We start from the raw sequence: 20,890 nt of genomic DNA, 5'->3' as shown, positions 1-20,890 counted from the left end.
ATATTGCCGAAAATAACGCTTGTTCTTATTTACGGAAATATTATAGACTTAGTCGCCTAGTCGGGGTGCTTATTGCAAGCTGAGAAAATACCCGTGAACCTGAAGCAGTTAATACTGACGTAGGAAACTTATAGTCATTATTGCTGTGTACTTTTTTGCTACGTTTACAAGAGAGGACACAATGTCTAAATTTAACACGTCTTTCTTTTTTACCGCACTTTCTGCCTTGTCTTTTTCGGTCTTTGCTCAATCGCAAGCCGTGAATGTGTACACCTATGATTCCTTTACTTCAGAATGGGGAGCGGGGCCAAAAGTGAAAGCGGATTTTGAGAAAGCCTTTCCACAATGCCAATTGAATTACACCGCTTTTGATAATACGGGCACAATGTTTAACCGTTTACGTTTAGAAGGAAAGAAAACGCAAGCAGATGTGGTGGTCGGTTTAGATAATTATGCCATTGAAGACGCCGAAAAAAGTGGTCTTTTTGCTAAACATCAGGTGGCGTTAAGTCAACTTTCCTTGCCCGTAGAATGGAAAAATCAAACATTTTTACCTTATGACTTTGGGCAATTTGCCTTTATTTACGATAAAACCAAAGTGGCACAACCACCAAAAAGTTTGAAAGAACTGGTTGAACGTCAAGATTTGAAAGTGATTTATCAAGATCCTCGCACCAGTAGCGTGGGGCGTGGTTTATTAATTTGGATGAATGCTGTATATCCACAACAAGAGGTAGAAAAAGCCTGGAAAGCCTTGGCAAAACATACGGTAACCGTAGGAAAAGGCTGGTCTGATACTTATGGTGCGTTTTTGAAAGGGGAAGCGGATCTGGTGTTAAGTTATCGCACTTCACCACTATATCATTTACTGTTTGAACAAAAAGATCAGTATGTTGCCACGGAATTTGCCGAAGGTGGCGTGCTACAAATTGAAACCGCAGCCAAGGTTGCAGGCAAAGAAAATGCCTGTGCCGAACATTTTTTAGGCTTTTTAGTGAAACCAGAAGCACAAAAACATTTAGCCACCAGCAACGTGATGTTACCTGTGATTCATGCACCTATTGAACCTCATTTTGATGCGTTAAAAGAAAAACAGCTCAACACGCCTGTCGTCGATACTCAGCATGTGAATGCCGAACAGTTGAAAAAATGGATTGCGGTGTGGCAAGCAACCTTAACGCAATAACCGTGGTTTGACATGTCTGTCAGTCTGTTTCACCCAAGTTTCCGCCCCATTCATTATGTGGGCGGTCTTTTTGTTATCTTGTTTTTATGTGGCTTATGCGGTGGTGCCTTGTTTTCCTTGTTTTCTGTTCAAGGGGAATATGGTTGGCGACAGGTATTGACGGATCATTATTTACACCATGTATTGCAATTTAGCCTTTGGCAAGCGTTTTTGTCTGCTATCCTCTCGGTGTTTTGGGGCTTTCTGGTTGCCAGAGCCTTTTTTTATCAACCCTTTAAAGGCAAAAAATGGATTCTACGCCTGTTCTCGCTCACCTTTGTCTTACCTTCCTTAGTGGCTATTTTTGGTTTGCTTGGTGTGTATGGTGGTGCGGGGTGGTTGGCAAAGGTTAGCCACTTTTTCAGTTGGGGGTGGACACCCAATATTTATGGGCTAACAGGCATTTTATTAGCACATTTGTTTTTTAATATTCCACTGGCTTGCAAAATGTTTTTGCAAAGCCTGCAAAGTATTCCCATACAACAACGCCAGCTCGCGGCACAATTAAATTTACGAGGCTGGCAATTTATCCGTTTGATCGAATTACCTTATTTACGTCAGCAAGGCTTGTCGGCTTTCACCTTGATTTTCATGCTATGTTTTACCAGTTTTACCATTGTGTTGACCTTAGGCGGTGGGCCAAAATACACCACTTTAGAAGTGGCGATTTATCAAGCGATTTTATTTGAATTTGATTTGCCGAAAGCTGCCTTATTGGCGTTGTTACAATGCCTGCTGTGTTTTGGCTTATTTGCACTGAGCAGTGGATTAACCAAAGCACCAGCCAGCGTGTTGCATAGCAAAGGGTTATGGCTAGATAAGCAAAAAAGTGCGGTGCAAATTTGGCAAGTTTTGTTGATTATCCTTGCCAGTTTTTTTGTGTTATTGCCTTTGCTGAACACCCTATTCTCAGCGTTTTTATCGGACAAATTTTTTTCAATATGGACAAGCCCACCATTATGGCGTGCCTTGGGGTATTCTTTATTGCTTGCCCCCACATCTGCCTTATTGGCTGTATTGATGTCCGTCGCCTTATTAGTCATGGCAAGACGTTTGGCTTGGTTACATTATCAGGCACTTGCTCACAGTATTCTCAGCATTGGGGCGGTGATTTTAGCCATTCCCACGTTAGTGTTAGCGATAGGCTTATTTTTGTTCTTACGGGAAATCGATTTTTCAACATTACACCTTTTTATGGTTGTGGTATGCTGTAACGCTTTAATGGCAATGCCTTTTGTGTTACGTATTTTAGCCGTGCCGATGCACAATAATATGCTGTATTACGAAAAATTATGCACTTCGTTAAATATTCAAGGTTGGCAACGTTTTCGCCTGATCGAATGGTATCAATTACGTGCCCCCATGAAATACGCCTTTGCGTTAGCCTGTGCGTTATCTTTGGGGGACTTTACCGCCATTGCATTATTTGGTCAGCAGGATTTTACCTCCCTACCACATTTGCTGTATCAGCAATTAGGCAATTATCGAAGCCAAGAGGCCGCCGTAACCGCATTGATTTTATTGGTGTTATGCATGGCGATGTTTTTTGTCATCGAACAACAAAAGGAAGATGAGAATGATTAAATTAAAACAAGTACATTTTCAATATAAAAGCTTTCCTTTTCTGTTTGATTTGCAGATTCCTGCACAGCAAAAAGTGGGCATTGTGGGGGCGAGTGGGGCAGGAAAAAGCACCTTATTAAATTTATTGGCAGGCTTTGAATTTGCTTCGCAAGGCGAAATGTGGTTAAACGGCGAAAATCATACGCAAACCTTGCCACATCAACGCCCTGTTTCCATGCTTTTTCAAGAAAATAATTTATTTACCCATTTAACGGTCGCAGAAAATATTAGCTTAGGCTTAAAACCGCATTTAAAACTCACCGCACTTGAACAACAAAACGTGGAGCAGGTGGCGAAAGCGGTCGGGCTAGGGCATTTGTTGAGTCAACGACCACAACATTTATCGGGCGGGCAAAAACAACGTGTGGCATTGGCACGTTGTTTGTTACGAGATAAACCCATTTTATTATTAGATGAACCGTTCTCCGCATTAGATCCCGAATTGCGTGCAGAGATGTTTCAGTTAATTCTTCAATTATGTCATGAAAAAAAATTGACATTGCTGATGGTGACACATCAAGTGAGTGAAGTGGCAGAAAAACTGGATCGGATTATTCATATTGAGAATGGTAGGATCAGTGATTTACCACTTTGCAATCCAAACTTTTAAGGCAAAATAGAGCGTACTTGTGGTGCGACAACATAAAAATGGAAAACATTATGACAATAACAACATCTTTTCAAGTGAAAACCCTTACCCCACATCCTTCTTTGGAATATTGGTCTGTGTGTAAAGTCGAGGCACTTTTCGAAACCCCATTCCTCGATTTGGTTTATCGTGCGGCACAGGTGCATCGTGAAAACTTTAATCCTAAAGCGATCCAACTTTCTACGTTGATGTCCATTAAAACAGGCGGTTGCCCCGAAGATTGTGGCTATTGTCCGCAATCTGCTCGTTATCAAACGGGGGTACAAAATCAGAAATTATTAGAAATTGATGAAATTGTCGAAAAAGCGAAAATAGCCAAAGCCCGTGGTGCGGGACGTTTTTGCATGGGGGCGGCATGGCGTGGACCAAAGCCGAAAGATGTGGCAAAAATTACTGAAATTATTAAAGCCGTCAAAGCGTTAGGCTTAGAAACCTGTGGCACCTTTGGCTTATTGCAAGATGGCATGGCTGAAGATTTAAAAGCCGCAGGCTTAGATTACTACAACCACAATTTAGATACGGCACCAGAGCATTATCATCATGTGATTGGCACGCGTCAGTTCGATGACCGAATTAATACCTTAGGGAAAGTTCGTAAAGCAGGGTTAAAAGTCTGTTGTGGGGGCATTGTGGGAATGAATGAAACCCGTAAAGAACGGGCAGGACTTATCGCAAGCTTAGCGAATTTAGATCCTCAACCAGAATCGGTGCCGATTAACCAATTGGTGAAAGTGGAAGGGACACCGCTTGCGGATGCGGCAGAGTTAGATTGGACGGAATTTGTTCGTACCATTGCCGTAGCCCGTATTACTATGCCAAAAAGTTATGTGCGGTTGTCTGCCGGTCGTCAAGGCATGTCTGAAGAAATGCAAGCCATGTGCTTTATGGCAGGGGCAAACTCCATTTTCTATGGTGATAAACTGTTAGTTACGGGCAATCCTGAGGAAGATGGCGACCAATTATTAATGGCGAAATTAGATTTAGAGCCAGAAACAGAAGAAAATCGCTATCGCACAGAAGCAGAATAATCTCCCAACAAACTAAAAAAGGCGAACCAATCCAATTCAGATGTTCGCCTTTTTTGTCTATTACAGCATAAAAAAAGATATAACCCTATGATTTATCTATCTGAGTGATATCTCTGTTATATTAAAAATTGGTGGAGCTGGCGGGAGTTGAACCCGCGTCCGAAATTACTCTACCTTCAGCACTACACGTTTAGTCTCGTCTTTAATTTCATTTACCCACTGCGGACAGACACGCGATAGATAAACTAGCTTGATTCAATTTAACGTTTCGATCCACAAGCGGAGGCGTCCACGCGATCTCGTTTGGGTTTGACTCCTCTTGATCCCCGTCTTACGAGCGGAAGCTAGGGAGAGAAGGCTATGAGCAGGTTATTAAGCTGCTAAAGCGTATTGTTCGTCGTTTGCGACTATTTTTTTGCGGTTTATTTACGAGGCCTACCGCACCTCGACGTGCACCTTGGGCTTCGCTAATCCCGTCGAATCCAGAATCAGCCCCAAAAAGTTGGCTTAGTCTATCAAAAACGCATAGGAAAGGAAAGCCTTTTCCTTGTGGGGATGTTGCTTGTGCATGGCATAACATATTGTTTGGTTGACACCGTCAGGCGTTTTGATGGATGCTTTTCGTTTGATTTTTTAACGCTAATATAATGTTGCCAAGATAACCTGTTCAGGATCTACACTTATCCAGACAGGTTCGTTGGTGTTGAGATGTTCACCTTTGTTTAAGGTTGCACAAAACTCAAGGTTTTCTCCCGTGTTTTGCTCATCGCAATCATTGAGCCTGAAGATAACTTCTTCAAAGGCTTCTTTATCGGTAATGTCTAATGCCTGAGCGGAAAAGAGGTTAGGCAGATTTTCTTTCGGAAGTTCTCGGTGAATTTTTACCCAAGGTGCTTTAATCATCAGCATGACTTCTTTACCTAAAACTAATTTCAAACGCACCGCACTTTTTTCGGTGATGGAAACGGTAAATGGCGTGGGTAAGCCTTTAATTTGAATCTCCACAAAGCAGTGAATATTTTGGTAGTGTAAGTTTACAATATTGCCGAAAAACTGGTTTCTCGCACTACTTTGTAAGGAAAAACGTGCGGTAGCATGCAATAGGCTGTCTAATGGTAAGCTTTCATCTTGTAGGATATTAAACGCTTTTTGTTGGGTTTGTTCTAATAAATCATAGAGTTGCAATAAACGTTGTGCATAGTGGGTCAATTCGGTGCCACCGCCATTTTTTCCACCAACATTGCGTTCAAGAAGAGGCTTGGGGCTGATGGCATTCATGGCTGCTAAATGATCCCAAGCACTTTTATAACTGACTTTGGCATTTTTAGCCGCTTGGTTAATTGAACCGCATGTTTGGATTTCTTTTAAAAGTCGGATTCGTTTTGGATCAACAAATAATTGTTGTTGTAATTTGATGGTCAGCAAAATTTCATTTGTTAATGACATGCGTTCTCCCATTTTGGCTCAGTGATGATATGGTACTTATTCTAAGTGAATTATCACTTTTTATATAGCATTTATTTGTTGTGCGAGGCTTACCTTGGGTGGGGATATTTTTTCATAAAAATCATCTCAAAAAATCTGATGATTATTTGTGAGAAATACACATTTTTCTATTGCAAAAAAACCTTTTCAAGCTTAATCTTAGCAACTTATTTTTTTATGTAAAAAAAGAAGGGTGTAACGTGGCTAAGAAGAAACCGAGCAAGCTTGTACATTGCTTGCTTCCTTTAAGTGCAACGGCATTATTGAATGTTGCCTATGCACAAACGGATGTGCTTGATGAAATTGTGGTGAATGCGGAGCAGTCTGCTTTAGCAGGTTCTGCTGTTGAGAACTACCAAGCTATTTCCAATCATGTGATTAAGAAAGAAAGATTACAAAAAAAATCGGCAACTTTAGGGAATGCCCTTGCGGGTGAACTGGGCGTGCATTCCAATCCATTTGGCGGTGGGGCAAGTGCACCGATTATCCGTGGTCAAGAAGGTGTGCGGATTAAAATTTTGCAAAATGGTTTAGATGTGGTGGATATGTCAACGATTTCACCTGATCATGCGGTAGCGGCAGATACGTTATTAGCAGAACAAGTGGAATTAGTGCGTGGTGCTTCAACCTTGTTATATTCTACGGCGTCTGCTGCAGGGGTGATTAATGTGGTGGATAAGCGTATTCCGACCAAAGTACCAGAAAAAGGGTATGAAGGGGAAGTGTTTAGCCGTTTTGATACGGCGAGTAAGGAAACGGTGGGTGCCACAGGGTTAACCTTTAAATTACACCCTAATGTTGCTTTACGTTTGGAAGGGCTAAAGCGTTATGCAACGCATTATCGTGTGCCAAAATTTCAAGCGGGTGATAGCCAAATAAACTATTTGCCCGACAGTAACAATAAATCCCAAGTGGGCACCATTGGTTTATCTTGGGTAAAAGACAATTCTTATTTTGGTGTGTCTTATAGTGAACGGCAGGATAAATACGGTTTACCTGGCCACAACCATAAATTTGATAACTGTTTTATTCATATTATTGATGCAAAAGCTCGTGAAGGAATTAATTTCCTTGAAAATCGCTATTATTTAGATGATTATCCAAATTTAGCGGATGATGAAGATCTTATTGCAGAACATCCTCACCATTGTCGTTCAGCGATAGGTTCTGATAGTGCTCACAGCCATAGCAATCCTTTTGGTAATGATGATTATAACCACCATCATTCAGGTCCTCAGTTACATTTAAAATCAAGACGTTTTGATTTAAGAGCTCAGTTTTATCAACCTGTTTCCTTTTTAGAAAAAATTCGAGCCAGTTTTTCTTATGCAGATTATGCCCATCAAGAAATTGATCCCGGTGTTTCGGGAGCCTCTCATACAGATACAGAAGCCTTGAAAAAACTCTTGCAAGAACTTGCTGATCAAAATAAAGGAAATATCGCAGGCAATTTTAAAAACCGAGGTTATAACGGTAAAATTGAATTTTATCATCAGCCTGTGGCAGGGCTTTCGGGTGTGTTAGGACTACAATATAGTGAATTTACAAGTTCTGCTATTTCTTCTGTCATTAAGTCATTGGGGTCTGGTACTGCTTATCGAGCGACTTTCTATAATAACTTAGTGGAAAATACCAATAAGCAATTAAGCTTTTTTGCCACCGAAAATTATATTTGGAAGGATTTTGTTTTCAGTGCGGGAGCAAGATTGGATAAGCAAAAAATTCCAGTAGCTTATGATCTTGCCTTATTAAAACGAACTCGAGATGCGGTGCCTGAAGGGGAGAAGCATTTGATTGTTGATCCTGATCTTTCGGTTTATAAACAAAAAGCCTTTTCTTATTTAGGGTCGGTGGAATGGTTATATACGCCTGAATCACGTGTTTCCTTCACTTATTCTCGCAATGAGCGTTTACCTGCCCCAATGGAGTTGTATTACCAAGGTAAACATTTAGCCACCAATTCCTTTGAGCATGGTAATAAAAATTTACGCAAAGAAAGCTCAGATAACTTCGAACTCTCTTTTGCCTATAACGGTTCAAAATGGGATTACCGTGTAAATGTTTTCCATAAATATTTTAATAACTATATTTATAACGAAAATTTACGTCGTTACGGTAATTTGTTTGTACGTCGATATATTCAATCTAAAGCGAAATTTAATGGGATTGAAGGGGAGATTACTTATCGTCCAACCCCTGAATATCAAATTACCTTATTTGGTGATTTTGTGAAAGGACGCTTATTTGATTTGCCTAAACAATATTACGGTAAAGTGGTTAATAAAGATCCGCTATATATTTATAATGCATCGACCGATCCTACAGATATCCCTGAATATTATGTGAAATATGGTTTCCAAGGGCGACAAAGTATTCAACGTGAAAATCGTTATGCACCACGTGTGTCACCAGGGCGTTTAGGCATGCGTTTTAACGGCGAGTTTACGCCAAATTGGTCTGGATTCGTGGAATATACTTATGTATTCCCTCAGAAAAAAACAGCTGTTTCGGTGTCTTTTTTTGAATGTGCGAATGAGTCAGAAGATGATAGATGCAAAGCGGAACTGGCGAAAAGAGGGGGAGATAGAGATCCTGCAACTCACGCTGATTTAACAGATGAAGAAAAAGCACGTTATAATCCAAGTGGGTTTGAGGAAGACGACGATCTCAACTATGCATTTGATGAAATTGCGAATAATATCAAAGGGAATGATGTTGGCACTGTTGCCGTCAGAGAGAATGTGTATGAAGATCCTTCTCGTGGTTATCACGCACTGAATTTGGGTTTACGTTATCAACGTAACTTCAAAAAAGTGGATTATTCGGTGGAGTTTAACGTGAATAATGTGCTTAACCAAAAAATCTATATTCATACTTCACACCAACCTTATGTACCTCAAATGGGGCGTAATTACGTGTTAAGTTTAGGCATGAAATTCTAATTTGAACAGTGCGGCGTAGATTATTTCAGCCGCACTTTTTTTATCTTATAAAAATTCGCTGTATTTATTTTGTTGTGATTTTTGTCCAAATCTCTTTTTTATATAGTATTCATGTCTTGAGCATTGTATAATTCTTTATATAAAGTTTTGCTTAATCAATCTATTTATTTATGGGGAAATCACATGTTTAAATTAAAAATGATGGTTGCTTCACTGGCGACCGCTTGTTTAGCATTTTCTGTTTCAGCACAAGCAAAAGTAACGGTATTTGCCGCCGCATCAATGACCAATGCACTGAATCAAATTGCCGAACAATATAAAAAAACCAAACCAGAACAAGAATTGACCTTTTCATTCGCCTCTTCTTCCACCCTTGCCAAACAAATTGAACAAGGTGCCCCTGCGGATATTTTTATCTCGGCAAATACAAAATGGATGAAACACCTTTCAGACAAAGGATTAACGATTAAGGATTCCGAAAAAGTGTTAGCAGGCAATGAGCTTGTGTTAATTGCACCAGAAGCTAGCAAATTAAAAGAGGTTGATGTGGCGAAAGGTGAATGGGTAGCAGAATTAAAAGAGGGCTTTTTATCGGTTGGCGATCCTGATCACGTGCCTGCGGGTCAATATGCGAAAGAATCATTAACCCACTTAAAATTATGGGATAAAGTGGAAGCAAAATTAGCACGTGGGAAAGATGTGCGTGCCGCTCTTGCGTTAGTGGAACGGGCTGAAGTGCCATTAGGCATTGTGTATAGTACGGATGCAAAAGTGAGCAAAGGGGTCAAAATTGTGGGCGTGTTCCCAGCAGACACCTATAAAGCAGTGGAATATCCCGTCGCATTATTAAAAGATCGTGATAATGCCGAAACCCGTGAATTTTTGAAATATTTAGGATCAGCAGAAGCAAAAACTGTCTTATCAAGCTATGGTTTTTCTGTCAAATAATCCTTAATTCTAGGTGAAGGACGTCAGTTTGGCGTCCTTATTTTTTTATTTTTCTGGTTTTTTATGTGAGCGGTGGATTCTCGTCTTTAACCATTATCCGTTTTCACATCACCTATCTCATCGGCATCAGTCATGGGCATTGTTTGCTCGGTTTAGGCATAATCACGCCAAAGTGCGGTATTTTTTGCTGATGATTTACTTAATAAAGGATATCTTTTGTTTACTGAATCTCTTACTTCAATGGGGTTAAGTGCCATTGAAATTCAAGCGGTAAAATTAAGTTTGAGTGTGTCATTTAATGCGATTTTATGGAGCTTACCTCTTGCCATTTTTATGGCGTGGTTACTTGCTCGTAAACATTTTTACGGCAAATCGCTCTTAAGTGGCGTGATCCATTTACCGCTTGTGTTACCGCCCGTGGTAATCGGGTATTTATTGCTTGTTGCTATGGGGCGAAATGGTTTCATTGGTCAATACCTCTATGCTTGGTTTGGCTTTTCTTTTGCATTTAGTTGGAATGGAGCGGTTCTGGCGGCGGCGGTGGTGGCATTTCCGTTAGTTGTGCGAGCGATTCGTCTTTCTTTAGAAGGTATTGATATCAAACTGGAACACGCCGCACAAACCTTAGGAGCATCTGCGTGGCGAGTGTTTTTTACGATCACACTTCCTCTTTCTCTTCCTGGGGTTTTAGCAGGGGTGGTTTTAGGCTTTGCACGTTCTTTAGGGGAATTTGGGGCGACGATTGCTTTTGTATCGAATATTGCAGGGGAAACGCAAACCATCCCTTTGGCGATGTATACCTTTATTCAAACCCCCGGTGCAGAGCAAGAAGCGGCAAGATTATGTGTATTAGCCATTATTTTATCGCTCATTTCCTTATTGTTATCGGAATGGCTAGCAAAAACGATGCAGAAAAAATTAGGGCAAAGCCATGTTAAACATTAATGTCAAAAAACAATTAGGTCAGCTTTCATTGCAAGCCAATTTACATATTCCTTCAAAGGGTGTCACGGCATTGTTTGGGCTGTCAGGTTCAGGGAAAACTTCATTAATTCATTTAGTCAGTGGTTTGCTCCACCCTGATGAAGGCAGGATTTCTCTTAATGATCGTGTTTTAGTGGATACCGAGAAAAAAATTTGTCTTCCCGCTTATCAACGCAATATTGGCTATGTTTTCCAAGATGCACGCCTCTTTCCCCATTACAGCGTGAAAGGCAATTTGTGTTATGGCATAAAACAGGCTAATCCTGCTCAATTTGATGAGATTGTGTCTTTATTAGGGATTGGTCATTTATTAAAGCGTTATCCGATCACCTTATCGGGCGGGGAAAAACAACGTGTCGCCATTGGACGAGCATTATTAACGAATCCCGAGATTTTATTAATGGATGAACCCCTTTCCGCACTGGATTTACCTCGCAGAAGAGAATTAATGGCGTATCTAGAAACCTTGTCTAAGCAAATTCAGATCCCGATTTTATATGTCACGCATAGCCTTGATGAGCTGTTACGCTTAGCGGAAAATGTGGTGCTATTAAATGAAGGTCAGGTGCTGGCTTATGATAGTTTAGAGGCTATTTGGGAAAATCCACGTTTTCTTCCTTGGAAATTAGATGATGAGCAAAGTGCGGTACTGGCGTTGCCTGTTTTTGCTCATAAAACCTCTTATAAAATGACCGCACTTTCTTTTGGTGAACAAAGTCAGCTCATTTGGATTAAGCAACAAGCACAAAACATGGGTGAAAAGGTACGTATTTGTATTAAAGGATCTGATGTATCTCTTAGTTTAACGCAACCAGAAAAAACCAGTATTCGCAATATTTTACAAGGGCGAGTGAGTCGTATTGTGACACGAGAAAATCGGGTGGATGTGCAAGTGGAAATCCATGAAAAAGCCATTTGGGCAACCATCAGTAAATGGGCATTGGATGCACTAGCTTTATCAGTTGGACAATCTGTTTTTGCACAAATTAAAGCGGTTTCCGTGGTTTAAGCCAGTATACTAAGTGAATGTATTAAGTCCGTGCAGTAGAAAATATGTTAAAAAATCACCGCACTTTTAAGCATTCTTTGGCTTTGAGCTAACGCCTTTCTTGGGGGAAAAACAGAATTGACAAGTAAAAATGTTTGAGACGCTATAAAAAAATTAAGCCCTGTGGAATAACAGGGCTTAATTTTCGTTGAGATGATCTGTATCAGCCAGATTTTTTTCGCTTAAGAACCTACGCCTAAAAGTAATAATGACATAAGAATTTGCGCTTCAGGAATCACATAACCATTTAATTTTAGTTCGCCATTTTCGAGGATTAATTTTAAGGTGGCGTGATCGCCGTTATCTACAAACACACCATTACGAGTTAAATCCCGAATAAAATGATCGACCAGTAATGTTGTTTGTGCCATCACTTGCTCTTTGTTTTTACCTGAAGTGGCATGTTCCAAATTCACTAATAGTTCTTTAAGGGCAACTTTATTTAAGTCAACATTCGCATTAAGTTGTTTAAATAATGAGAGAGTTTTACCTTCTTTTAACACGTCAAAATTCGCATTTGCCATTTCAATTAAGGCATCCGCTTTGACATCACCCGCATCCGTTGTGATGGTTAACGGCTTAATACTGACTGCCGCAGAATGCTCAGCGAGTTTTGTTAATAACGCATATAATTGCTGGCTCGCGTCTTCGCTCACTTCATTTTTTTCGATTAAGGCTAGTAAGGCATTTAATGTATTGGCTTCAAGGTGTGTTAAATCCAATCCAATTTCCAATTTGCCTAACTTCGTATTATTTAACCATGCTTCAGGCAAGTTAATTTTCGTTTTATAATCGATAAACTCACCGTTTTTTAGGGTTTCGCCTTCAAACACTAAATTTTTATACAGCATATTTAATGCAGGGTTAGATTTTTTTGCCTCTTGGGAAAAACGCAATTGATCAAATTGGATTTTTTGTTTACCTAATAAAATATTTTCCCAATTGCTTGCCTGAAGATTATTTTCAAATTTAATTTTTTCACTGCTAAGGGACATGGCGGCATTATGGGCTGTGGCATTGACATTAACTTGAAAATCATCAATCACCCCTTCAAATAGCCCTTCCCCTTTGTCTGTAACATTATCAAAATTAAGTACGCCACCTTTCCACAGAATATTGGCATCATCCAATGGGAGTTGAATGGCTGCCAATTCCGAGCGACCACTAACGGTATAGTCATAATCCAATGTGAAGGTATTTAACATAGGATTTTTCCCTTGTGCATAGTCAAACCATGCTTGTGTTTGTGCATTTTTGACAACGCTATCTTGGCTAGATAATAAAACAGGAGCGAAATTAAACTGACGAAGACGATTTAAAGGGAATGGACCGTGATACATAGTGCCTTCAAATGGAATAGTAAGCGTATTATCAGGCAAGGTTGCTACGACATCATAATGAATCTGTGAGCTAAAAATACCACGCTCAATCTTCACATGATCGAATTTAATATTGCTTGTTTCAGTGCCTAAATTCGCTAAATGATGATTAATCATCTCGACACGTTGTTCTAAATAGGTTTCAATATTTTTTCCTGTGTACCAAGCACTGCCTGTCCATGCAGCACCTAAGATAATCACAGCACCGAATACAATTGATGACTTTTTCATATCTGTCTTCCTCAAATATTAATGAATAGAAGTGGTTACTTTATCACAGTTCTCATTCTGTATAAAAGACAATCAACCCTCTCTTTTGATAAATTTATTTTTGGATGAAAGGAAATAATTAAACAAATTTCTCTACTTTTTTATTTTTTCCCCTTGAACTTTCTGTTTTAAACCTTATTTAGTGAAACACAAACAAATTGCACCGCACTTTAAGCCGTTAAAAACAAAAATTTTTTGTTGTGGCACTTGAAATGCGAAATTTCGTCCTTACCTTGACGACAAAGCAAATCGAATGATTAACGAATTTATTCTAGGAGAAACAAAATGGGAAAAATTATTGGTATTGACTTAGGTACAACAAACTCTTGTGTAGCCGTGATGGATGGTGACAAACCACGTGTGATTGAAAATGCTGAGGGTGATCGTACAACCCCTTCAATCATTGCATACACACAAGATAATGAAACCTTAGTGGGTCAACCAGCTAAACGTCAAGCGGTGACTAACCCGAAAAATACCTTATTTGCAATTAAACGTCTAATTGGTCGTCGTTTCCAAGATGAAGAAGTACAACGTGATGTGAACATTATGCCATTTGAAATTTTAGCGGCAGATAATGGCGATGCATGGGTAGGCGTGAAAGGTGAAAAAATGGCACCACCACAAATTTCTGCTGAAGTGTTGAAAAAAATGAAAAAAACCGCAGAAGATTTTTTAGGTGAGCCTGTTACAGAAGCGGTGATTACTGTACCTGCTTACTTTAACGATGCACAACGTCAAGCGACAAAAGATGCGGGTCGTATCGCAGGTTTAGAAGTTAAACGTATTATCAACGAACCAACAGCGGCAGCACTTGCGTACGGTTTAGATAAAGGTCAAGGTAACAAAACCATCGCAGTTTACGACTTAGGGGGCGGTACATTCGACTTATCTATCATCGAAATTGATGAAGTGGGTGGCGAGAAAACCTTTGAAGTGTTATCCACCAACGGGGATACACACTTAGGGGGTGAAGACTTCGATAACCGTGTGATCAACTACTTAGTGGATGAGTTCAAAAAAGAACAAGGTGTGGATTTACGCAACGACCCATTAGCAATGCAACGTTTGAAAGAAGCGGGTGAGAAAGCGAAAATTGAACTTTCTTCTGCACAACAAACAGATGTAAATCTTCCATACATCACTGCAGATGCAACTGGTCCAAAACACTTAAACATTAAATTAACCCGTGCAAAATTAGAATCACTTGTTGAAGATTTAGTGGCTCGTTCATTAGAACCTGTCAAAGTGGCATTAGCAGATGCAGGTTTAAGCGTGTCACAAATTGATGATGTAATTCTTGTGGGTGGTCAAACTCGTATGCCACTTGTACAACAAAAAGTAGAAGCCTTCTTTGGTAAAGCACCTCGTAAAGACGTGAACCCAGATGAAGCGGTGGCTATCGGTGCGGCAGTACAAGGTGGTGTATTAGCAGGTGATGTGAAAGACGTATTGTTATTAGACGTAACTCCACTTTCATTAGGTATTGAAACTATGGGTGGCGTGATGACAACCTTAATTGAGAAAAACACCACGATTCCAACCAAAAAATCACAAGTGTTCTCAACCGCAGAAGATAACCAAAGTGCAGTAACAATTCATGTGCTTCAAGGTGAACGTAAACGTGCAGCGGATAACAAATCCTTAGGTCAATTCAACCTAGAAGGAATCAATCCAGCACCACGTGGTATGCCACAAATTGAAGTCACTTTCGATATCGATGCGGACGGTATTATCCACGTGTCTGCAAAAGATAAAGGCACTAACAAAGAGCAACAAATTACCATCAAAGCCAACTCTGGTTTAAGCGATGAAGAAATTCAACAAATGGTACGTGATGCAGAAGCAAATGCAGAAGCAGACCGTAAATTTGAAGAATTAGTGCAAGCACGTAACCAAGCGGATCACTTAGTTCACGGCACACGTAAACAGTTAAGTGAAGTGGGTGATAAATTATCTGCTGAAGAGAAAGCACCAATCGAAAAAGCGGTAGCGGATCTTGAAGCCGCTGCGAAAGGTGAAGACAAAGCAGACATTGAAGCGAAAGTACAAGCATTAATTCAAGTTTCTGAAAAATTAATGCAAGCAGCACAACCGCAACCAGACGCACAAGCTCAGCAAGCACAAAGTGGTAAAGCGAATGATGATGTGGTAGATGCGGAATTTGAAGAAGTGAAAGACAATAAATAATTTCACGTTGATTAAAATCGAAGGGCGTAGCAATACGCCCTTTCGATCTATCCATAAACGAGCAATTTTTCCTAACTTTGCTTACTAGTGATGTTAGGAAAATGAATCAGGAGGAACGATGTCTTTAACTCTCTATCCAATTATTCAACAACGCCTTAACAACAAAAGTGCTAATGAGGTAATTCCCGCTTTATGGCAAGAAAACGCAAAGTTATTACCTCAAGCACAACAATGCTATGCTGTTTATTTTAATTATGAGTCGGATTATCAAGCTGATTATGATTTTGCAATTGCGACAGAACAAGATGTGAAGACAAACTTTCCGGCTATTGAAATTGAAAATTTAAACTTCTACGAAGTATTTCGTTGTAAGTTAGACGATATTTATCAAACTTGGCAGCTCATTTGGAAAAAAGAACAACAAGGGTTACTTAAACGAGCGTATTCGGTTGATTTTGAAAAATATTCCCCTGAAGGTTGGGTTGAGATTTATATCGCTGTAGTACCTCATTGTTAAGGGAACATCTGCATTTAACCTTTTTTAAAAAAGAACCGCACTTTAGTTCCTAATACAAGACATGAAAGCAATAAAACGGTTTATTGACATAAAACGGGGTGCGTATGGCAATGTTAAAAAATACACCAGTTTGGGTTTGGTTCGTTTTAGCTTGTTTATTTTATCTTGGTAGTAAACAAACCAAAACACGTCAAATCAAGCTTTATAAATTAGCACTTGTCCCCTTGATATTTTTACCTTTCGTCATTATTTCTGTCATGCAAAGTCATCATCCGTGGATTGCGGGGTTGGCATTAAGTGTTGGATTAGGGGTTGGCATCTTTTTAGGGGGAATAATTTGGCAAGATGAGCCTTTAATCTTAAAACAAGGGCAAGACTGGATTCAACGAGGAAGTTATCTTCCCCTTATTCTGTATTTGGTCATTTTTCTTTTTAGGTATGTTGTTGGCGTGGCACAGCATACACAAAATACAATAACAAAAACCGAATTCTTTCATTTTATTATTGGATTACCCACTGGGGTGGGAATCGGAGTGTTAGTGGCGATGCTTTTATTTCGCCAACGCTCTCTCCCTCATTAAAATAGCATAAATCGTTATTTATATCTTAAACGGAAAACTGAAACATTATGGCAAAAAAAGATTATTACGACGTTCTTGGTGTTGAACGTAGTGCAGATGAAAAAGAAATTAAACGTGCTTATAAAAAATTGGCGATGAAATATCACCCAGACCGCACGCAAGGCAATAAAGAGCTGGAAGAAAAATTCAAAGAAATCCAAGAAGCTTATGAAGTGCTAAGTGATAAGCAAAAACGTGCCAATTATGATCAATATGGTCATGCTGCCTTTGAGCAAGGTGGCTTTGGTGGCGGCGGTTTTAACGGTGCTGATTTTGGCGATATTTTTGGTGATATGTTTGGCGATATTTTTGGTGGGGGGCGTGGTCGTCAACGTGTCGTGCGTGGTGATGACTTACGTTACGATCTTGAAATTAGCCTTGAAGAAGCGGTGCGTGGCACAACCAAAGATATTCAAATTAACACCCTTGTTCATTGCGACACCTGTGATGGCTCAGGTGCAGAGAAAGGTTCAAAAGTCGAAACCTGTCCAACTTGTCATGGCGCGGGGCGTGTGCGTCGTCAGCAAGGTTTCTTTGTCACTGAACAAGTTTGTCCAGCTTGTCATGGTTCAGGCAAGAAAATTGAAAAACCTTGTCATACTTGTCATGGTGATGGACGTGTTCACAAGAAAAAAAATCTCTCGGTCAAAATTCCAGCTGGCGTGGATACAGGGAATCAATTACGTTTATCTGGTGAGGGGGCAGCAGGTGAAAATGGTGCACCAAATGGTGATTTATATGTGGTTATCCATGTGCGTCCACACCATATTTTTGAGCGAGAGGGCAACAATCTCTATTGCGAAGTGCCAATTAGTTTCACACAGGCTGCATTAGGTGGGGAAATTGAAGTGCCGACACTAGATGGCCGTGTGAAATTGAAAATTCCAGCAGAAACACAAACAGGGAAATTATTCCGTATGCGTGGCAAGGGCGTTACGACAGCTCGCTCGGGTTATGCGGGGGATTTAATTTGCCGCATTATTGTGGAAACCCCAGTGAAACTTAATGAAGAACAAAAAGAGCTGTTACGCAAATTAGAAGAAAGTTTGGAAGGCACCAGCTGTCGACCAAAATCCTCAAGCTTTTTCGATGGCGTGAAAAAATTCTTTGATAACTTAGGTAAATAAGTTTCTACGTTTTTTCAGAAAACTTTTCTAAAAACCACCGCACTTTATTGCAGATATATTGCAAGCATGCGGTGGTTTTTTTATGCCGCATTTTCTGAGCCGTTGAATGAGGCAGATTTTTCCTTAAAGATCCTTGTTGCTTTTTTTTATTACAACACAATGAAAATCATATATTTTATAAAATAAAAATCATTATCATCTAAGGCTGAATCGTGTAAACTATGTAGGCATTATTCATATATTGAGGAGTCATACATGAAATATCATTCAACCTATCAAAAAATTGTCAGAACAATTCCCTTTATTTCGTTGGTTGCTTTGCCACTCTATGCTCAAGAAAGCACCGAGTTAGAAAAAATTACGGTGCAAGAAAGTGCCACCGCAGAGGTGAACAAAACCTCGCCGAATGTCATTAGCAAAGGTACAACGGTCATTCAAAATGAAATGATCCGAGATACAAGAGATTTGGTTCGTTATACCACGGATGTGGGCATTAGCGACAACGGACGTTTCTTGAAGGGCTTTGCTATGCGAGGCGTGGAGGATAACCGTGTTGGGATTAGTATTGATGGGGTCTCTTTGCCTGATTCCGAAGAAAACTCACTTTATGCCCGTTATGGTAACTTTAATAATTCCCGTTTGAGTATTGATCCTGAACTGATTCAAACCATTGATATTGTGCGAGGTGCCGATTCATTCAATGCAGGGAGTGGAACCTTAGGCGGGAGCGTCAATTATAAAACCTTAGATCCGCAAAATATTGTCAAAGAAGATAAAAAATGGGGGGCGTTATTGCGAGGCAGTTATGCCAGTAAAAATCGTGAATGGACTCGTACCTTCGGTGTGGGTTATGTTGGGGAAAAAATCGATGCGTTGTTGATGTATTCACAACGCACAGGGCATGAGTTGAAAAGCCGTGGTTCAGGACCTGAATATCGCTATTCCAGTAGCCAACACCCTGATCCTATTGCTCAACGTTTTCATAATTACCTTGCGAAAATAGGTTATCAAATTAACGATAATCATCGTCTTGGGTTTGGGATCAATGGGCAAACAGGCAGTCGTTACATTGATGAGCGTTCTTATACCTTAATGGGATCTCAATGGCGTGAAGCCGATGACCAAAATGAACGTATGAATATGAACTTGCACTATATTTATGCACCGAGTGCAGGCTGGTTGTCTTATGGTAAAGTCGATTTGGATTATCAAAAAACCGATTTAGCCGCTGTCAACTATAAAGGTGGGCGAAATTTCAATACAGATAAAAAAGAGTTAAATGAAATTTATGATCGTCGGATGAAAACCACGTTTACACGGGGGAGCTTAGAACTTACCGCTCAGCCAATTCATTTTTATGGCGAACATACTTTGACATTAAAAGCGTATATGAGCCAACGGGATTTTAAAAACGTCAATAATGATCGTATTGGGATAGGGGAAAACTATGAATCGGTGTATCACTATACCATTCAATATCCGATTCGAACCACGCAATATGGGGTTTCTTTGAAAGATCATGCACGTTGGAATGAGACTTTCTCTAGCCATTTAGGTTGGCGATATGATTATACAAAACTGAAACCAAGAGCCTTAAATGCCCCTTGCAGTGAGGCTTGCTTGGGCGAAGGAAAACCGAATCCTGCCCATTTTTCAACGGTGAGCACGTTTGCAAGCATTGAGGCACAACTCAATCCTGATTGGCGTTTGGGCTACAATATTAGCACGGGCTACCGTGTACCAACTGCATCGGAAATGTTCTTTAGCTTTACCAATGCTTATGGTACATGGAAATCTAATCCGAGTTTGAAACCTGAAAAAAGCCTTAATCAGACACTTTCATTGAAAGGCAATGGCGAAAAGGGATTGTTGGATTTAAGTTTATATCAAACCAACTACCGTCATTTTTTATTTGAGCAAGAAAGCATAATTCCTCGTACTGAAATGCGTTTTGGTCAACCTTATCATTACCAAGCTCAAGAGCAACAAATGGTCAATATTGATAAGGCGAAAATTTATGGGCTTGAATTGAAAACCCATGCCAATTTAGATCAATTTATTTCAGCGATTCCACAAGGCTTTAAATTTTATGGTGCATTAGGTTACAGCAAAGGAAAATTATCCAACCAAGCGAGTTTGCTATCTATTCAGCCTGTGAAAATCATTGTTGGTTTAGATTATGAGGCACCAAGTGGCAAATGGGCTATTTTCAATCGTCTGACCTATCTAGGTGAGAAAAAAGCAGGGGATGCGAAAGCCTATGAAATTAAAAGCCGTTGCATAGAATTGATCACCGAACTGGATCCATGGTCTGGTGAGCAAATTCAACGTTGTAAAAAGCGTGAATTGTATCCGCATTTATCTACCTATAAACACTTAAATAAATCGGCTTTTGTGTTTGATACCTTTGGGTATTACCACATCACCCACGACATCACGCTTCGTGCGGGAATTTATAACCTATTTAATAAAAAATATCACACTTGGGATGCACTCCGTGGTATTAATGCCAACAGCACCTTAAATAGTGTTGACCGTGAAGGAAAAGGCTTGGAGCGTTTTTATGCACCGGGACGCAACTATGCCGCATCTTGAAGTGCGTTTCTAAAAGATAAGCTCAACAAACCGCACTTTAGGCAAAAGTGCGGTCATTTTTTTCCATGTTTTGTGGCTTATCTCTCAGCTACGCCTTGAGAGAATGTATTAAATCTATAATGAGAATTGTTATTGTTTTGTTAACAGTATAGAATAGTGGCGTTTAGCCTTGGGCAACAATCTTACCTTTAAGATTTAACTTGCCGTATGTCGAATGGTTGTGAATACGCCATGGTATGCGGTGCGAATTGATTGATCGT

General features: G+C 39.9%; 14 protein-coding genes, 1 other RNA gene, 1 pseudogene and 1 riboswitch. Of the genes and pseudogenes, 13 read left to right on the top strand and 3 right to left on the bottom strand.

Annotation, left to right across the window (positions count from 1 at the left end; translation table 11 throughout):
* Positions 1–51: 51 nt before the first annotated feature.
* Positions 52–143: riboswitch (TPP riboswitch) on the top strand.
* Between the two features lie 38 nt (positions 144–181).
* Genes thiB through bioB form a run of 4 tightly spaced genes read left to right on the top strand, consistent with a single transcriptional unit; the run spans position 182 to position 4,525 of the window.
* Positions 182–1,186 carry a thiamine ABC transporter substrate binding subunit gene (gene thiB / locus ACPEEM_RS05870; protein WP_424408151.1) on the top strand — a complete coding sequence of 335 codons (1,005 nt, stop codon included), beginning with the start codon at positions 182–184 and terminating at the stop codon, positions 1,184–1,186.
* A 12-nt stretch (positions 1,187–1,198) separates the two neighbouring features.
* Positions 1,199–2,809, top strand: coding sequence for a thiamine/thiamine pyrophosphate ABC transporter permease ThiP (thiP, locus tag ACPEEM_RS05865; protein WP_424408149.1), 1,611 nt, complete (start codon positions 1,199–1,201; stop codon positions 2,807–2,809).
* Positions 2,802–3,458 (top strand): thiamine ABC transporter ATP-binding protein, encoded by a 657-nt coding sequence (gene thiQ / locus ACPEEM_RS05860; RefSeq protein ID WP_424402715.1) that lies wholly within the window; start codon positions 2,802–2,804, stop codon positions 3,456–3,458. The genes thiP and thiQ overlap by 8 nt, the downstream gene beginning before the upstream one ends.
* A 50-nt stretch (positions 3,459–3,508) precedes the next feature.
* Positions 3,509–4,525, top strand: a complete 1,017-nt coding sequence (bioB, locus tag ACPEEM_RS05855) for a biotin synthase BioB (RefSeq protein WP_424402716.1) — start codon at positions 3,509–3,511, stop codon at positions 4,523–4,525.
* A gap of 129 nt (positions 4,526–4,654) precedes the next feature.
* On the opposite strand, the gene ssrA is transcribed toward bioB, so the two are convergent.
* Positions 4,655–5,021: a transfer-messenger RNA gene (gene ssrA / locus ACPEEM_RS05850) on the bottom strand.
* A gap of 143 nt (positions 5,022–5,164) precedes the next feature.
* Positions 5,165–5,971: a TOBE domain-containing protein gene (locus ACPEEM_RS05845; RefSeq protein WP_424405601.1), complete on the bottom strand. Its 807-nt coding sequence runs from the start codon at positions 5,969–5,971 to the stop codon at positions 5,165–5,167.
* Positions 5,972–6,210: 239 nt separating this feature from the next.
* Here ACPEEM_RS05845 and ACPEEM_RS05840 point away from each other — a divergent pair, with 239 nt between their 5' ends.
* The 4 genes from ACPEEM_RS05840 to modC all read left to right on the top strand — a co-directional run bounded on the left by ACPEEM_RS05840 (position 6,211) and on the right by modC (position 11,893).
* The gene (locus tag ACPEEM_RS05840; RefSeq protein ID WP_424408147.1) at positions 6,211–8,952 is read left to right on the top strand and encodes a TonB-dependent receptor domain-containing protein; all 2,742 of its coding nucleotides are present in this window, start codon (positions 6,211–6,213) and stop codon (positions 8,950–8,952) included.
* A gap of 183 nt (positions 8,953–9,135) precedes the next feature.
* The gene (modA, locus tag ACPEEM_RS05835; RefSeq protein WP_424405605.1) at positions 9,136–9,900 is read left to right on the top strand and encodes a molybdate ABC transporter substrate-binding protein; all 765 of its coding nucleotides are present in this window, start codon (positions 9,136–9,138) and stop codon (positions 9,898–9,900) included.
* A 240-nt stretch (positions 9,901–10,140) separates the two neighbouring features.
* Positions 10,141–10,845 (top strand): molybdate ABC transporter permease subunit, encoded by a 705-nt coding sequence (modB, locus tag ACPEEM_RS05830; protein WP_424408227.1) that lies wholly within the window; start codon positions 10,141–10,143, stop codon positions 10,843–10,845.
* Complete coding sequence (gene modC / locus ACPEEM_RS05825; protein ID WP_424408145.1) at positions 10,832–11,893, top strand: molybdenum ABC transporter ATP-binding protein ModC; 1,062 nt, start codon at positions 10,832–10,834, stop codon at positions 11,891–11,893. The genes modB and modC overlap by 14 nt, the downstream gene beginning before the upstream one ends.
* A gap of 221 nt (positions 11,894–12,114) precedes the next feature.
* On the opposite strand, the gene ACPEEM_RS05820 is transcribed toward modC, so the two are convergent.
* Positions 12,115–13,542, bottom strand: a complete 1,428-nt coding sequence (locus ACPEEM_RS05820) for a YdgA family protein (RefSeq protein ID WP_424402782.1) — start codon at positions 13,540–13,542, stop codon at positions 12,115–12,117.
* 324 nt (positions 13,543–13,866) lie between these two features.
* Between ACPEEM_RS05820 and dnaK the strand changes: the two genes are divergently transcribed.
* The 5 genes and pseudogenes from dnaK to ACPEEM_RS05795 all read left to right on the top strand — a co-directional run bounded on the left by dnaK (position 13,867) and on the right by ACPEEM_RS05795 (position 20,643).
* Positions 13,867–15,771 (top strand): molecular chaperone DnaK, encoded by a 1,905-nt coding sequence (dnaK, locus tag ACPEEM_RS05815; RefSeq protein WP_424408143.1) that lies wholly within the window; start codon positions 13,867–13,869, stop codon positions 15,769–15,771.
* A gap of 118 nt (positions 15,772–15,889) precedes the next feature.
* Entirely contained in the window at positions 15,890–16,288 is a 399-nt protein-coding gene (locus ACPEEM_RS05810; RefSeq protein WP_424402784.1) for a GyrI-like domain-containing protein, read from the top strand.
* Positions 16,289–16,392: 104 nt separating this feature from the next.
* Positions 16,393–16,869, top strand: coding sequence for a DUF6622 family protein (locus ACPEEM_RS05805; RefSeq protein WP_424402785.1), 477 nt, complete (start codon positions 16,393–16,395; stop codon positions 16,867–16,869).
* Positions 16,870–16,916: 47 nt separating this feature from the next.
* Positions 16,917–18,035 (top strand): molecular chaperone DnaJ, encoded by a 1,119-nt coding sequence (gene dnaJ / locus ACPEEM_RS05800; protein WP_424405607.1) that lies wholly within the window; start codon positions 16,917–16,919, stop codon positions 18,033–18,035.
* A gap of 255 nt (positions 18,036–18,290) precedes the next feature.
* Positions 18,291–20,643: pseudogene (locus ACPEEM_RS05795) on the top strand (TonB-dependent hemoglobin/transferrin/lactoferrin family receptor).
* Positions 20,644–20,890: the final 247 nt, after the last annotated feature.

It is taken from the genome of Pasteurella pantherarum, assembly GCF_049670885.1.
In the GTDB taxonomy this organism is placed as follows: Bacteria; Pseudomonadota; Gammaproteobacteria; order Enterobacterales; family Pasteurellaceae; genus Pasteurella.
The sequence above is the reverse complement of the archived record's forward strand: the minus strand, read 5'-3'. Positions and strand labels throughout refer to the sequence as shown.

Excerpts from the sequence above, each read along its gene's own strand:
- thiB (WP_424408151.1), top strand. The coding sequence starts at position 182 with ATGTCTAAATTTAACACGTCTTTCTTTTTTACCGCACTTTCTGCCTTG.
- thiP (WP_424408149.1), top strand. The coding sequence starts at position 1,199 with ATGTCTGTCAGTCTGTTTCACCCAAGTTTCCGCCCCATTCATTATGTG.
- thiQ (WP_424402715.1), top strand. The coding sequence starts at position 2,802 with ATGATTAAATTAAAACAAGTACATTTTCAATATAAAAGCTTTCCTTTT.
- bioB (WP_424402716.1), top strand. The coding sequence starts at position 3,509 with ATGACAATAACAACATCTTTTCAAGTGAAAACCCTTACCCCACATCCT.
- ACPEEM_RS05845 (WP_424405601.1), bottom strand. The coding sequence starts at position 5,971 with ATGTCATTAACAAATGAAATTTTGCTGACCATCAAATTACAACAACAA.
- modA (WP_424405605.1), top strand. The coding sequence starts at position 9,136 with ATGTTTAAATTAAAAATGATGGTTGCTTCACTGGCGACCGCTTGTTTA.
- modB (WP_424408227.1), top strand. The coding sequence starts at position 10,141 with ATGGGGTTAAGTGCCATTGAAATTCAAGCGGTAAAATTAAGTTTGAGT.
- modC (WP_424408145.1), top strand. The coding sequence starts at position 10,832 with ATGTTAAACATTAATGTCAAAAAACAATTAGGTCAGCTTTCATTGCAA.
- ACPEEM_RS05820 (WP_424402782.1), bottom strand. The coding sequence starts at position 13,542 with ATGAAAAAGTCATCAATTGTATTCGGTGCTGTGATTATCTTAGGTGCT.
- dnaK (WP_424408143.1), top strand. The coding sequence starts at position 13,867 with ATGGGAAAAATTATTGGTATTGACTTAGGTACAACAAACTCTTGTGTA.
- ACPEEM_RS05810 (WP_424402784.1), top strand. The coding sequence starts at position 15,890 with ATGTCTTTAACTCTCTATCCAATTATTCAACAACGCCTTAACAACAAA.
- ACPEEM_RS05805 (WP_424402785.1), top strand. The coding sequence starts at position 16,393 with ATGGCAATGTTAAAAAATACACCAGTTTGGGTTTGGTTCGTTTTAGCT.
- dnaJ (WP_424405607.1), top strand. The coding sequence starts at position 16,917 with ATGGCAAAAAAAGATTATTACGACGTTCTTGGTGTTGAACGTAGTGCA.